Genomic DNA, 14215 nt, shown 5'->3' with positions numbered 1-14215 from the left:
TTAGAATTAATCTACCAATTATTAAAAATACAACAAAATAAATGAATCACCTTCAAAAAACCAACACATTTTTATATTTAGGTTGATTAGCCTACTAGTTGATATTAAAAGGACTTGTTATGGTAACTTGGTGAAAATACATTTTCCATCTACCATTTCTCAATTTCCATATCGAGCAACGCAATGAATGTTATTATTTACCTCGTTATCTATCCGTTGGGTGTTAAAATAATTTCTTCTGACAATGGATGTATTACTAAATTACTCAATTTCATCTGAACTACTCGAATTCCTCTTCACCAGTACTTACATCTTAGACAACACTTTAGCAGAATTTCCAATTTCAAAAAAATCGTCACCAAGTATATTAGTAGCTCTTCTTTTTATGTCAGGATTTCAGGTTTTAACAGCATTTAATAATAACATTAGATATTTGCTCTTCATTATTAACCTATCCTGCGCCGTTAGTTCAGAAAGCAAAAAAGCAACCAATTCGGCAGCTCTTGACCTTGGACTCGTTAGTTGAAGTACATTCCATACCAGAAAACATATCTTCAAATAAGGAACTTCTTACTTTGCACAAACAATGAAACTATTTAATGAATTCTCATTTCCATTCGAAGTGTTCATCAGTTCATAATAACTAGTTATCAACGTTTGTATCATGAAAGGAACTTTAATAAACTCTGCACGGATACTATTTGCATAACTTTTTTCCCATTGACCGTCTTGTAATAATGTTGCATCGACTTTAAGTTGTTTTATCACTTCAAAATTTGCCTGCTGGAGTAGTTGGCAAATTTGAGTTTTATGAAACAAGTTTTGGATATTTCCTTCATTTTTTACGAAGTTTGAATACAATGCTAGGATGGAAACTGCACAAAAATGGGAACGTTGCGTAATGCAGGTAAAATCGAGGTCCCATTCTGCAAAACATATATGTTTTGCCAATCTACGAATTTTTTTAAAGTAATTCAATAAATCTTCTGGTTGCTTGAAATACCATGAACAATGGGATAATACCGCCACATCAAATGGTATAGTTGTTTCAAAAAAATCAAAACCCATTTCAAAATGGAAGTCAATACGTTCTCCTAATGAAGATATCTTAATACGCTCTGTTGCTTGACCTAATGTTAACGGTGCTCCGTAATCGGGACTAGCAATATCTATTGCGACAACACATCCGTTTTCTCCTACTGCGTCTGCTATTGCAACGGTAGTATCCCCTTGACCACAGCCTATTTCCAATACACGCATTCCTTTTTGAATCCCAAATGCTTCCACTAATTCCAAACGGTGCTGCAACTGGACTTGTTGTACCAAATCACCTTCAAATAATTGATATTTGGATAAAAAAGATATTGTTTTTTCGTTTAGTTGAAATGACTTCAAGTATCATTCACCCCACATTTATTGTGTATTGGTTTATCAACAATGAAAAAGGCTGCCGCAGCAACCTCCTTTATTGAAGTAAAGCACCCGTTAGATCATTAAGAACACATTGTTTAACTAAACTCAAATTCATCCAACATTTCCACTGAACCATCTAATTTAATAATCGTAATTTTTTCATCCATTGATTTACCATTAAAGTACCAAAATCGATTATTACCCTTTACTTCCATGAGTTCTGCTGCATCATTTCCGACAAGGACCTTTGAAATTGAGGGGTCTGATATTGCCCCAGAATAAATGTAAGGAGCTGTATCCATTACTGACCACTTTTGAGGTGTTTCCCATTCTGTACCTCTTGTTTTTCGCCATTCCCATTTCCCATCTATTTTCTCCATGTAAGCTATGTATATCTTTTTATCGTTTTCGGTAGTAAAAACAACAAGAGCATTATTTTCATTTTCCATTTTTTGAATTAACGAATATTTTCCTTTACCCTCCATTTCATTCATTTTTGACTGAAGGAAACTATCGAAGGACTCGTCTTTTGAACAACCATATAAAATAAACATTAGTACAATAAATAAACCATAAAATTTTTTATTCATTTCTCTTTTTCCCCTTAAAGAATGTATATACCTTACGCATACTATTTTAACACAATTTCCCATCTCCCTCGGTGCCGATATAACCCAGAAACATTACACCACTCTCCTTCCACTTTAGCTCCATAAGAAAAAGTTGCCTCAGCAATCTTCTTTATTGAAATAAATCTCCCGTCAGTAGTAAAAAAGCGATTCTATATAAGAATCGCGAACGTTTCTGCCCCTTAAGTTTACATACAATGCTTCACGATGCCTATACTTAATACTTCTGCATAAAAAACATAAAATCTTTCAATTGACTTTTTGAAAAAAATAAAATAAAATACAAAGTACTCCATTTGAAGTACTCTAATTAAAGTACTTCAAATGGAGTAAAATACCTAAATTAAATCAAAAGGATGGATACAACATATGAAATTTACTGCATTCTTAAAAACAAGAGGTGCATCTGCGGCAATCTTTATGGGGATTTTCTATGCAATTGCCATGCTAGGCATCTTCTTACCTGGGTATACAGCCATTCCAGGAAATGTCGATAAATTACCGATCGCCATCATCAATGATGACGTCGGTGAAAATGGTGCGATGATTGCGGATCAGTTAGAAGAAAATTTACCCTTTAAAGAAATAGAGACGGATATAACAAATAAACAAGCCTTAAAAGAGTTAGAGAAAAATGACTTAGCATTAGTCGTACACATCCCAAAAACCTTCTCTGCGAATATGCAAAAAGGTGAAGCGTCATCAAGCATTGACTTTACAATCAATGAGGCAGGGGCAACAGCCGTTTCTTCTACCATGAATTCTGTCGTAACTGAAATTAACAATCAGTTAAGCACACAATTCTCACAACAAACGGCTCAGGGCGTATTGATTAACTTGAATGTACCTGAAAAGCAAGCCGCTGAATTAGCGGGAAAGATTGAGAAATCCTATGTAGGAAATGTGGTTACACTCAACGAAATACCAGATGGCATGAATCATAATATGCTTCCTATGTTCTTGACAATGGCCGGTTATGTTGGGGCGATGATCGGAGCAATGCAATTAGTGGGTGCATTTAAAGCCAGCCGCGGAAAAGCAAGTAAATCACGTTTATTCATTTATGTTCAATCAGCTGCGTTATTGATTGCAGTCATTTCATCATTCGTTGCTGTAGGTGTAGCGTATTTAATTGATAAGCCCAGTGGAGACCTATTCTTCGGTATAGTAGGCCAACAAATACTAAACTATATGGTATGTTTTAATTTCACCGCGATTTTAATCTTCTTATTAGGTGAAGGCGGCATGATTTTAAACTTACCGATATTATTAATCCAAACAATTGCAAATGGTGCCACCATCTCACGTGATATGATGCATTTACCATATGAATGGATGAGCCACATTTCACCGATGTATTACTCGGTGCAAGCGTACTTTGCAAACCTATATGGCAGCATCAGTCCAAGTCCATATATTTGGTCAATGGCTGCGGTTGGTGCTGTTTCGATGGTAATTAATATGGCTATTGTCGCGTTTATTCACAAACCAATGCCAGGACAGGTTTCTGAAACAGAAAATGAAAAGAATGCGGCTGAAATCACAGCTTAGGTTTTGCTACAATAAGGAGATAATACTTCTTAAAGGAGCGTAAAAATGTCTATACAAATTTTTATATTGAGCAAGCTGATGGAGGATAAAAACTATCCTTATAAATTAAAAAAGCAGCTTTCAGAACCCATTCCGTTGGATCGCCTAGGCGGGTTAACGGAAAGTAAACTGTACTACCATTTTGAATCATTGGTAAAACAAGGTTTAGTCGAACCAGTTGAAGTGATAAAAGAAGAACATCGGCCTGATAAACAAGTATTTGCGATTACGGATAAGGGTCGCGAAGAACTACCAAAAAAAATCTATAAATTATTTGAAAATGCGGATGAAATTAAGGATATGATTGTTGGTATAGCCAATATCAAGTATGTAGATCGGGACAAAGTAGTAGATATACTAGAAAAAAAAGTAAAGTCCATCAAGGCTATTTGGGAGCAGCTTGGGAATTTCGAACCAGAACCTAAAGACAACGAGAATATTCGTGAATTTTTGGATGTCTATTTTTCGACCAGAACAGATCACACAATATATTGGTTTGAAGAGTTAATTAAAAGAATTAAGACAAAGGAATTATAAGTTTACTCAAGAGCAGTCCTTTGTCCAAACCATAGATTACCACTTTGCCAAGACCATATACCCAGCTATTAAAAATTACACCGAATGTAGAAAAATTAGCCGAATCACATTACCAAAAATAATAGATAAAGCTATGTGAAAACTTATATTCACATAGCTTTTATTTTTCATATGATAGACAAGATCAGTAAAGGGATTTACTATATTTCATCCAAAAAAACTTGCCCGGAATGAGCATGTAAAGTATACCTATTTAATACTAACCCGCCCCTATAGCTACATAAGAAAAAAGGCTGAAGCAGCAACCTTATTGAAGTAAAAGCACACTTTAGTTTAAGTACTTGTTCAGAATAAGAAAAAAGGCATCCCGATTCCGCAGAAGGTTTACTATTACAAATTTCTCTCTAACACAATCCCCACTTGTTCTGCCAAGACTTGAGGTGGAACAGGTATTCCATTCGTGAAATACGATTCTACTATCCCTACAATTGCCACTCCAAAAAATTGAATAATGACATCTTTACTTAATCCTTGATTTTTTCCTTCGTTTACATCTACTTCATTCTTTACTTCTTCAATGACAAGCTCAAGAAAACTACTGCGAAAAAAAGGTGCCCCTTTGTCTGCCAACATGGTTGAAAAGAATGAATAATGACTTTCAAAGTATTCAAACCAAATGAGAAGAGCATTTGTAAAACTCAATTCTGTAGACGCTTCACAAAGTTTTCTTAATTCGTTAATATGTTCTTCAATGAGCTTATCGAGCAGATCATATTTATCCATGTAGTGAGAGTAAATGGTTCTTCGGCCAACATTCGCTTTGTCGGCAATATCCTGTATCGTAATTTGATCAAAATTCTTTTCAGACATCAGTTCAATAAAAGCCGTTTTTATCGCTACTTGAGATTTAAATATTCTTCTATCCACGATAGACATTGTAAGAGTCACCACACTTTCTTGAACAAACTTGTGCAATAAGGTACAGCCGTTTTCCTAAAATGACCGGGAAAACGGCTTTATTCTTAATAATAGCAAGCTTCTGTTTTTTTAAAACTCTTTGGATTCTACTTTCTTATTTCTTAAAGATTCTTGCCAAAAAAACTCTGTCAACTTAGTTACAGCTCGATCTACATATTCTGGGATATCAAACATCGCAATATGCGTTGCACCTTTAACCCAGAACAATTCCTTTGGTCCATTCGACAATTCATGGAATTGTTCGCTGTAACCGCGTGTGTCAGCCTCAGTTCCTACAATCAATAACATAGGTTGAGTCAGGTAGGTTCTAATTTGACTTGTTGCCGAGAAAGCCATGAGTTTGTCAACACTTGTAAATAGGAATCGATTTGGAGAATTAGAGTGCTGTGCTCTAGGCGTTCTATAGTAGTCAAAAGCTTCACGCATAAGCACAGGTGTATTTTCATCAATTTCTTCTAGTTTATCAGGTGCATAAGTAAGGAAATGTGCTTCTGTTCCATTTGCTTCTGAAGTACGCTGCTTCCCAACAGCCTCAAGTGTTTGCAATTGTGTTTCAATGCTACCTTCTCCTCGGAACATAGAACCGATATCCACTGCACTTACTGTTGCTACTGCTTTGATACGGCGCTCAGTTGGAGCTGCAGCTACGACATAACCGCCACCTGCACAAATACCAAGTGCCCCAATCTTTTCTTGATCAATATACGGAAGAGTTATCAAATAATCCACCGCACAACGCACATCTTCTACTCTGGCATTCGGATCTTCAAGCAAACGTGGTTCTCCGCCGCTCTCTCCCTGATGAGATGCGTCAAATGCTAACGCAACAAAACCATTGTCAGAAAGCTTTTGTGCATATACCCCTGCTGTCTGTTCTTTTACTCCACCACCAGGATGTACAACAACGATCCCAGAATATTTTTTGCTTTCGTCAAATCCCTCTGGTAAATAAAGGTTCCCTGCCATCTTTAAATGACCATTTTTAAACGTTACTGATTTTTTCATGTTTTGTCCCCTTTTTTGTAAAGAATTCGATGCCCTAGAAAAACCGCATACATGTGCAATAAGGTTCATCTGTGTATTATTATAAATGAGCAAAGGATATCTTCAATGACCAATTGACTACGATTCGTGCGTTAGTGCACAATTCGATTGAAATTGTGTAATATGCCTTCTATAAAGAAGAAATAAAAAAAGACCTTATTCAGGTCTCAAGGGTTGCGATTGATTCAAAAATTCTCTAATTTCTTCTATAGATATCCCTAGCCCCCGGTCATACAATAGCATTTCTGCCCATTCCTTATCTAAGCCTTCTTCAATGAATTAAAGAAATTAACATGTTCGCTCTCCACGATCTTTCAAGAAGCTTAGTAACAGTACAATGCATCCTTTCTTCTATCATTGTTTTTCTATCTATAAGATTATTCATTTTAATTAACCTTGCATTAAACGTGCCAATTATTTTTAGCCAGGAAAGTTTCCACGCAAACTATACATCTAAGGTCCATAATCTCTCAACTTACATTCGTGTTATTAATCGCAAGATTGATATTTTAATTCACTAAGAATGTTTCTAATTTAATACACTTTATAGGCATGTGTGTTATTTTAACGCCATTAATTTCACTTTATTGAATTAACCAGCACAGTTAAAAAAGATTGCCTCAGCAACCTCCCTTATTGAAGTAGAGCCCGTTAGCTTAATAAAGATAGCCTAAATAATCTAGATCTCCTTCGTGCCAAGCATAATTACCAATTGCTTTAATCATTAACCCCTCTATTACTTCAACCTATCCTCCTTATCATATGGCTTTCATGGTCAATTTTTAACCATTTTCATTTGTTCGTAACTGAATCCATTTTCTAATTAAAAAAGGTCAACCAGTACTTTTACTGGTCGACCTTTTATGCGAAACCAGCTATGTGACCTTCATACACGTTTTTTTATGGATTTCGAGATCAATTATTTTTTTGGCTTTTTCCCTTGCTCATTAGGGGAATCACTTTCGATGTTTCCTTAATGGCCTCGAGAGTGATATCTTCCTAGCCTTATTCAAGTCAGTTACCTTTATACAACCTGCCCCTTATTTATACGAATTATCTACAAATGATTGATAGAATGCACCTTCCGTATTTATCAGGTCGATGTCTAAAAAGGACAGATGTATCAAAAAGGCATAGAAAAAGCAAGTGAACTCACAATATTCGCTTGCCTTTGATTTACAGGGAACGTGTAAGTTGAAAATACTATTTTAAGCGATTAATGATTAGTAAATCTTCAACTGGCATTTCGTATGCACGATTACCAAGCTCTTGTTTTAAACGTTCATTATCTTCATACTCTTCGGGAGTAAAGTCATTATTACGGCCTTTTTTCAAGTAATCATAAAAAATTGGCGGTAAGAAGTCTTCTTTTAATAACACTTCTACTGATTCGCCAGTTTCTTTTGTGAACACATATGCATAACCTGTTGGACGGTATGGGTCATATTGTGCTTTTGGATAGTTTACATCCACAGTGTATACCCCGCGAGTTTTTGCACGTGTTACAAATTCAAATACATCACGGAATCCTGGGCCACCATGACCGGAAAGAATCGAAAGATCTTTGCGGTTTGGAATTTCATCGCCGTATAATGCTTCAAATGCTGCTTCAACCACACGGAAACCTACCCCTAGTGCCATATATGCTGCGTAGCCATGATATTTTTTAATGTCGTCGAAAGAAATCTCGATTAGATCATCACGATCATAAATTTTAATTGTTCTCATTAACTTTATCTCCTAATTGCGTTATTTAATCCTATTGATTAGTGAAGTAGTTTTATTACCGGTCTAACAATGCGCCAGAAATTTCTTTGTAATATCCCCTTTACTAATCCATTGGAACATACCATCTAAAAAGCGTTCTGTCGCTGGCATGAAATATGAACCAAAGTGATAGTCCGGGTCTAATGTTGTAATGATCCAAGTACCTTTTGTTGATTGCTCATCAATGTATAACACGGATCCACCATCTATTGTTGAAACAAGTGTTGTTGCATGAGCTGGAGGCCAAAATACACCGTGCTGGTGCCAAGTGCAATCTTCTAGCGTTAAATATTCAAAGAATGGTTGTTCAGCATTTTGAACACGTAATCCACTATCTGCATTTTCTTCAATCCACCACCAGAAATTCGTTGTGCGCTCCTCCCAGTTCTGGTTCGGGAGCCATTCCCAAGGCTGTGGTCCGAAGGTTATAACTGTTTTCCCATCATCAGCAAAGTCTCGAATTTTTTTCGCATTTTGAAGTAATAAGTTCGAGTTTAACTGTGATGGCACAATCAGTACATCATACGGTGATAAATCTGTCTCGGCAAACTCAGGGAAGTAAATCAATTTGTCGATAAATTGCGCATATTTCGGCTCGTGGAATGTACGATAGTGTGGTGCATGCCCACTATAAATAACTGCAATTTTTCTCATTATACTTCCTCCTGTGCAACTTCTTTCTCAAGCAGTGCCATCATTTGAATTCTAATTTTACCTGTTGTTTTCCTATCGCTCTTATAACCTAATAAACTACGTCCAGAGTGAACAATGACCGTACCATTTGTTGTTTGACGATCAATATAAGTAATGACCTTTCCATCTGTAAATGTTAAACAAACCTCCGCGTCTTCTGGAGCTCGGTAATAGCCGCGTGCAAAGAATCCTGCAACGCCTTTGTTATATACCATATCTTCCACTTCCACACCCTCAAATAGTGGTGCACCAGGAACTGGTTGTACGTAATAATCTTTATAACTATTAATTTTCATTGGCATCATTAATGAACAGCCTGGTAACCAATCGCGGAATAAGTGTCCACAAAAAACAACTACTTTGCCATTATTCAAAAATTCAGAAATGACCTCTTTGTGATTTAATAAGTATTCTTGATCAACAAATTCCGTAATATATAAAACGTTATACGGAGATATATCTGTCGCCTCGAGCTCATATTCGTCAATTACGGTTATGTTCAATGAATTATCCGCGGGTTCTTTTACGCTAAATGCATGAGACGGGTTCAATTCTAAAATGTTAAGTTGACTCATTCATTCTTCCTCCTAAACTATAGTTTTTTTTCTTTTTTCGAAATACAGACAAGCTTCCAGAAGATTTTTTGTGTAAGGGTGCTGAGGATTTTTTAATACCTCTACAGCCGTTCCACTTTCAACAATGCTTCCCTTCTCCAACACTAAAACTCGGTCTGCTACATCTTCAATAGCTTGAATACGATGCGTAATGTATAAAACACTCATATGGCAAGAGCTTTGAAATTTTTTTAGCCATTCAATTATCGTTCTTTCTGTTTGTGGATCTAACGCAGATGTTATTTCATCGGCAATTAATAAACGCGGGTTACATAGTAATGCGCGAATGATGGCCATACGCTGCTTTTGTCCGCCAGAGCATTGGCTCGGTTTATTTTTTAGAAGCTCAAGTGACAATTCTGCTTTGTTCATCATCGAAGTAATTTTCTTTAATGCTGATTTCTTTGAATATTTTTGTAATAAAAGCGGCTCCATTAAACTTTTTTCCATTGACCAAAATGGGTTGAAGGAGCGGTCTGGATTTTGATACACATATTGTGTGCAGTTAATCGAGTCTCCTGCCCAGCAGACCTCGCCTTGACATGGTTCATTTAATCCAATTAAAAGCTCAGCAATCGTAGACTTGCCAGAACCCGACTCACCAAGTAAACAAATAAATTCTTCTCTTTCTACACAAAAATTCACATTTTCTAACACAACATTATTTCCGAACTTTTTACATAAATTGCGAACCTCGAGCATTGAACAATACCTCCTCTTCCACATGCCCATCAACGATTGATAGCGTACGATCTGAAATGGCATAGGCTACGTCCAAATCATGCGTTATAAATAATAAGCTAATATTGTACTCTTTCACTTTTTCCTCAAGCAAAAGAACTATTTCTTTCTTTAAAATCGGATCAAGTGCACTCGTACATTCATCCGCAATAATAAATTTCGGCTTATTGACGAAAGCTAATGCAATTAACGCGCGACTTAGCATCCCGCCCGAACATTCATACGGATACTTTTCTAAAATAGTTTTAGACAGCGATACTTCTTCCACAGCTGCAACTGACTGCTCCATCGTTATCCCAATTTCCAAGAACTGATCCTTCAGTTTTAATAATGGGTTAAATGCTGAACGAGCATCTTGATAAATATAGGCACACGTTTTCCAGTAACAATTATTGGCAAAGTGTGGATTTCTAACAGATTGTCCGTCATATTGGATATCTCCTGACCATGCATCAGTTGGTAATAATCCGTACATCGCACGAGCTAAAGTCGTCTTGCCTGAACCTGACGGACCAATCAAGCTCACAATTTCCCCGCTTTTAATTTGGAACGAAACATCCGATACAACCTTTTTCTTCTCAAAGGCAATATTGACATGATAGGCGGCTAAATCATCTACCTCATTCTGAATCGTATCAATTGCTACCTTTTTCAGTTTTGACGGTCTCTTCGTTTTTTCCTCAAGTAAAAACGCTAAACTCATTGTTAAAATAGTAAGGAATAGCACTGGAGGGATAACAATCCAAGTCCAGCTTGAATTCAAGAAAATGGATGGCTGTGAAAATGCTTCATTTAACATGCTTCCCCATGAAATAAAATTCGGGTCACCCAGTCCTAAAAATGCCAGGCCCGCTTCCGTCAATATCGCTGACTTACATGTTAATATAAATTTCGTCTTCACTATTGGTCGTAAATGCGGCAATAAGTGTGCACGTAAAATATATAAGGAATTACCGCCGAATAATTGGGAAGCTTTCACAAATTCTCGTTCCTTCAATGTAAGGACAGCCGAACGTACTATACGCATATACGAAGGCCATGACAGCAAGCTTAATATAATGACAAGCTGTGCCATACCACCACCAGTGAACGACATAATGATTAAGATCAATAGCAAATTAGGTAGTACTAATAAAACGTTCGCAACGCCATTAATGACTTTATCTAATATAGAGAAATACCCTGCTAATAAACCTAGTACTACAACTAAAATAGTCGAGCATGCAGCAATGCAAAACCCAATTAAAATACTAGTGCGTGTCCCATAGATTAATTGACTTAAAATATCCTGCCCTAATCTATTTGTTCCAAGCCAGTGATTAGCGGATGGGCTTAAAAAGGAAGCGGCATCATATGAAAAGGGATCATACGGAACAAAAAATGGAATAATAAAAGCTACTATTAAAAACATACCAATTACTATAATGGGCAGCTTATAGATCTTATTCATTTTTATTTCCTCCCTTAACACGCGGATCCAGCTTCGGATATAGGAAATCTGCTAAAGCATTGAAAAACAGTATGATTGCTGAAAACACAAAAAACAGTCCATGCATTAACGGATAGTCCCTTGATAACACTGCATCTTTTAATAGCTTTCCTATCCCGGGATAAGAAAACAACGTTTCTACAAAAATAGCGCCAGTAAATAGTGTACCTATACGAATCATCATTAATGTAAAAATCGGCAGTAGTGCATTTTTTAAAATATGGCGATACACTAAGCGATTTCGTTTAATACCTTTCATTTTCGCAAATTCAATAAATGGTGAAGAAATTACTTGAATCGTTTCATTCCTTACTAATAAGTATGTACTTGAAATACTTACAATCGTTAATGTGATAATCGGTAGCGCAGCATGCTGAGCATAGTCGCCAAAGACCACCCACCATGAATCCGAGCTTAAAAATGGTTCACTTGCACCGCTCATAGGCAGAAAACCTAAATAAACTGCAAATACTAATAATAAAATCATTCCCATTAAAAATTCAGGTAAGGCCCCAACTGCCATCATAGTTAGCATAAAGCGCCGATCACCACGTTTAAAATGGAACCAGCCTGACCATAAACCAAAAAGTATTCCGATGATTAATGAAAGACTTGTTGAAACCCCTACAATCCATAATGTGTAAGGTATATGATTTAATACAATACCAGTAACTGGCTCCTTATAAGAAAACGAGTAGCCGAAATCTAAATGCAGGAGCCCTCCTAGATAATCGATAAATTGATTACCTAATGAAGCATCTAGGTTATAGTATTCAATCATGGAAGCCTTTTGCGCTTCGGTTAGCATCGGTCCACTATCCAGGCCCTCTAAATACTCAATTGGCCCCCCCGGCATAAGTCGAGGGAGAAAGAAATTGAGTAATAATAATATGACAAATACTGATCCGTATAGCGTCAATATTTTCTTAATCATTTGTAATCTACAAATACTGCTTTGTTATCAGTTAATGGAATACCATCTGCAATACCACCATGGGTATTGTACCAGCCAGCAAATACGCTTGAATCATACAAGTAGTAGAATGGACGGTGGTATAACACAAGTGTTGGTAATTCTTCTGCTAAAATATCTTGCATTTCATCAACTGTTGCTTTACGCTCTGCTTCATTACCTTGTTTTAATTGAAGACTTGCAAGCTCTTGGAATTCTTCGTTATTGAATACTCCTTTACCAGCTAGAGAGTTACTAGCTTGACCGCTAAACCATAAACGTAAAAAGTCTGGGTCACCGCTTAAACCGATATGCCCTGTAATTGTCATATCATAGTTCCCTTCAGCCATAGCCGATGAGAATGTTGCTGAGTCAACTGTTTTAATATCAAGTTCAATCCCAACATCAGCAAGCATTGATTTCATTAATTCCGCTTCTTGAGAAGTTGAAGAAACTAGTACGCTTAAATCTAAATCTTCACGAATACCATCATCATTTTTCTCGTAGCCGAGCTCATCCAGAATGGTATTTGCTTGTTCAATTTTGTAATCATATTTTTTCACGTCTTCGTTATACCAAGTAGAATCTAGCGGAATAACACCTGCACTACCAACCATAACTTCTGAGTTACCAGTTAATTTTTCAGCAATTGAAGCACGATCTAATGCATATGCAATCGCTTGACGAAGATTTTTATCACTTAATTGTTCGTTATCCAAGTTGAATACGATACGTACGGCGCTACCAGTAGGTTCGCTTTTCAGAACGTCATAGCCTAATTCTTCAAGCTGTTTCACTTCTGTATAGTTAAATGTCATACCGCCAGCAATTTCTTTGTTTTGTAAAGATAACATTCGGTTTTCAGTTGCTAAATATTGAACTTCATCCACTGTCACTTCACCTTTAAAGTAGTTTTCGTTTTTCTCAAATTTATAATTACCTGTTGCTGAATCATAGCTATCAAGGGTAAATGGACCTGAGCCAATTAAAGCTTCATTCTCTTGATACTCTAATGGTTGTTCAACATTTGACCAGATATGCTCTGGAATGATTGGTAACATACCAGCAATTTCAGAAATGAACGGAACATATGGCTCTGCTAGGGTAATTTTCACTTCATAGTCAGAGATTTTTTCTACTGAAGCGACTTTTGTCATATCTGCATTCCATTGAAAAGTATTTTCTTTAAAATAGTTATAGGAGAAAACAACATCATCCGCTGTTAAAGATTCTCCGTCATGGAATGTTACATCTTTTTCTAATGTAAATGTATATTCTAAATTATCTTCTGATACTTTCCAAGATGATGCTAACCAAGGAATAACCCCAGTATCATCCTTCCAAGTTAACGTATCAAATAAAAATGAGTTACGTAAAAATCCACCCGGACCATTTGTATCAAATGTAAACGGTGATGGGAACCCACTGTTTTGCCACCCGATTTTCACAATTTTCTTACCATCTAATTCAGATTTTGAAGTACTTGAAGATGACTCATTTGATTGTGAGCATCCGGTTACAATTAAAAGTACAGCAACGAATAAAAATAATATTTTCTTCAAAATGATTACTCCCCTTTGTCCCCTTATTGAGATTGATAATTATTATCAACTAGGCGCAAAACTAATTCTAATTCAAATAATTATTATTTTCAAGTATTATTTAACTATATTAAAGGAAAATTAATAGTTCCCAATTGGAGATAGAGAGTCAAAGTAATAAAGCTGGTTTTACCCACTAACCATTTTAAATACAAAAATATTGTAAT

Annotated in this window: 13 protein-coding genes; 2 read left to right on the top strand and 11 right to left on the bottom strand. The window is 36.3% G+C overall.

The genetic code is table 11. The features are described 5' to 3' along the window. Positions 1–570 precede the first annotated feature (570 nt). Together ACQKMH_RS06385 and ACQKMH_RS06380 are read right to left on the bottom strand one after the other, a co-directional pair. Positions 571–1395: a class I SAM-dependent methyltransferase gene (locus ACQKMH_RS06385; protein WP_427586581.1), complete on the bottom strand. Its 825-nt coding sequence runs from the start codon at positions 1393–1395 to the stop codon at positions 571–573. A 113-nt stretch (positions 1396–1508) separates the two neighbouring features. Continuing rightward, the gene (locus tag ACQKMH_RS06380; RefSeq protein ID WP_427586580.1) at positions 1509–2003 is read right to left on the bottom strand and encodes a hypothetical protein; all 495 of its coding nucleotides are present in this window, start codon (positions 2001–2003) and stop codon (positions 1509–1511) included. Between the two features lie 408 nt (positions 2004–2411). Here ACQKMH_RS06380 and ACQKMH_RS06375 point away from each other — a divergent pair, with 408 nt between their 5' ends. Beyond that, on the top strand, positions 2412–3593 hold the full coding sequence (locus tag ACQKMH_RS06375; protein WP_427586579.1) for a YhgE/Pip domain-containing protein: 1182 nt from the start codon (positions 2412–2414) through the stop codon (positions 3591–3593). A 45-nt stretch (positions 3594–3638) separates the two neighbouring features. Further along, the gene (locus tag ACQKMH_RS06370) at positions 3639–4169 is read left to right on the top strand and encodes a PadR family transcriptional regulator (protein WP_427586578.1); all 531 of its coding nucleotides are present in this window, start codon (positions 3639–3641) and stop codon (positions 4167–4169) included. Between the two features lie 390 nt (positions 4170–4559). On the opposite strand, the gene ACQKMH_RS06365 is transcribed toward ACQKMH_RS06370, so the two are convergent. The 9 genes from ACQKMH_RS06365 to ACQKMH_RS06325 form a co-directional block, all read right to left on the bottom strand. Beyond that, a complete protein-coding gene (locus tag ACQKMH_RS06365; RefSeq protein WP_427586577.1) occupies positions 4560–5105 on the bottom strand; it encodes a TetR/AcrR family transcriptional regulator in 546 nt (181 codons plus the stop codon). Positions 5106–5216: 111 nt separating this feature from the next. Next, complete coding sequence (locus ACQKMH_RS06360; protein ID WP_427586576.1) at positions 5217–6152, bottom strand: alpha/beta hydrolase; 936 nt, start codon at positions 6150–6152, stop codon at positions 5217–5219. 1242 nt (positions 6153–7394) lie between these two features. Beyond that, positions 7395–7919 carry a hypothetical protein gene (locus ACQKMH_RS06355; protein ID WP_427586575.1) on the bottom strand — a complete coding sequence of 175 codons (525 nt, stop codon included), beginning with the start codon at positions 7917–7919 and terminating at the stop codon, positions 7395–7397. Positions 7920–7982: 63 nt separating this feature from the next. Further along, entirely contained in the window at positions 7983–8612 is a 630-nt protein-coding gene (locus tag ACQKMH_RS06350) for a hypothetical protein (RefSeq protein ID WP_427586574.1), read from the bottom strand. Next, a complete protein-coding gene (locus ACQKMH_RS06345) occupies positions 8612–9226 on the bottom strand; it encodes a phosphate starvation-inducible protein PhoH (protein ID WP_427586572.1) in 615 nt (204 codons plus the stop codon). The genes ACQKMH_RS06350 and ACQKMH_RS06345 overlap by 1 nt, the downstream gene beginning before the upstream one ends. A gap of 12 nt (positions 9227–9238) precedes the next feature. Continuing rightward, a complete protein-coding gene (locus ACQKMH_RS06340) occupies positions 9239–9967 on the bottom strand; it encodes an ABC transporter ATP-binding protein (protein ID WP_427586571.1) in 729 nt (242 codons plus the stop codon). Beyond that, entirely contained in the window at positions 9942–11456 is a 1515-nt protein-coding gene (locus ACQKMH_RS06335; protein ID WP_427586570.1) for an ATP-binding cassette domain-containing protein, read from the bottom strand. The genes ACQKMH_RS06340 and ACQKMH_RS06335 overlap by 26 nt, the downstream gene beginning before the upstream one ends. Continuing rightward, on the bottom strand, positions 11449–12429 hold the full coding sequence (locus tag ACQKMH_RS06330; protein WP_427586569.1) for an ABC transporter permease: 981 nt from the start codon (positions 12427–12429) through the stop codon (positions 11449–11451). Before ACQKMH_RS06330 ends, ACQKMH_RS06335 begins: the two co-directional genes overlap by 8 nt. Continuing rightward, positions 12426–14009 (bottom strand): ABC transporter substrate-binding protein, encoded by a 1584-nt coding sequence (locus ACQKMH_RS06325; protein ID WP_427586568.1) that lies wholly within the window; start codon positions 14007–14009, stop codon positions 12426–12428. Before ACQKMH_RS06325 ends, ACQKMH_RS06330 begins: the two co-directional genes overlap by 4 nt. Between the last annotated feature and the right edge of the window lie 206 nt (positions 14010–14215).

It is taken from the genome of Peribacillus sp. NPDC097895 (genome assembly GCF_050277555.1).
In the GTDB taxonomy this organism is placed as follows: Bacteria; Bacillota; Bacilli; order Bacillales; family DSM-1321; genus Peribacillus.
The sequence above is the reverse complement of the archived record's forward strand: the minus strand, read 5'-3'. Positions and strand labels throughout refer to the sequence as shown.

Bases quoted from the DNA above. Each gene is read 5' to 3' on its own strand.
- ACQKMH_RS06380 (WP_427586580.1), bottom strand. From the start codon at position 2,003: ATGAATAAAAAATTTTATGGTTTATTTATTGTACTAATGTTTATTTTA.
- ACQKMH_RS06375 (WP_427586579.1), top strand. From the start codon at position 2,412: ATGAAATTTACTGCATTCTTAAAAACAAGAGGTGCATCTGCGGCAATC.
- ACQKMH_RS06370 (WP_427586578.1), top strand. From the start codon at position 3,639: ATGTCTATACAAATTTTTATATTGAGCAAGCTGATGGAGGATAAAAAC.
- ACQKMH_RS06365 (WP_427586577.1), bottom strand. From the start codon at position 5,105: ATGTCTATCGTGGATAGAAGAATATTTAAATCTCAAGTAGCGATAAAA.
- ACQKMH_RS06360 (WP_427586576.1), bottom strand. From the start codon at position 6,152: ATGAAAAAATCAGTAACGTTTAAAAATGGTCATTTAAAGATGGCAGGG.
- ACQKMH_RS06355 (WP_427586575.1), bottom strand. From the start codon at position 7,919: ATGAGAACAATTAAAATTTATGATCGTGATGATCTAATCGAGATTTCT.
- ACQKMH_RS06350 (WP_427586574.1), bottom strand. From the start codon at position 8,612: ATGAGAAAAATTGCAGTTATTTATAGTGGGCATGCACCACACTATCGT.
- ACQKMH_RS06345 (WP_427586572.1), bottom strand. From the start codon at position 9,226: ATGAGTCAACTTAACATTTTAGAATTGAACCCGTCTCATGCATTTAGC.
- ACQKMH_RS06340 (WP_427586571.1), bottom strand. From the start codon at position 9,967: ATGCTCGAGGTTCGCAATTTATGTAAAAAGTTCGGAAATAATGTTGTG.
- ACQKMH_RS06335 (WP_427586570.1), bottom strand. From the start codon at position 11,456: ATGAATAAGATCTATAAGCTGCCCATTATAGTAATTGGTATGTTTTTA.
- ACQKMH_RS06330 (WP_427586569.1), bottom strand. From the start codon at position 12,429: ATGATTAAGAAAATATTGACGCTATACGGATCAGTATTTGTCATATTA.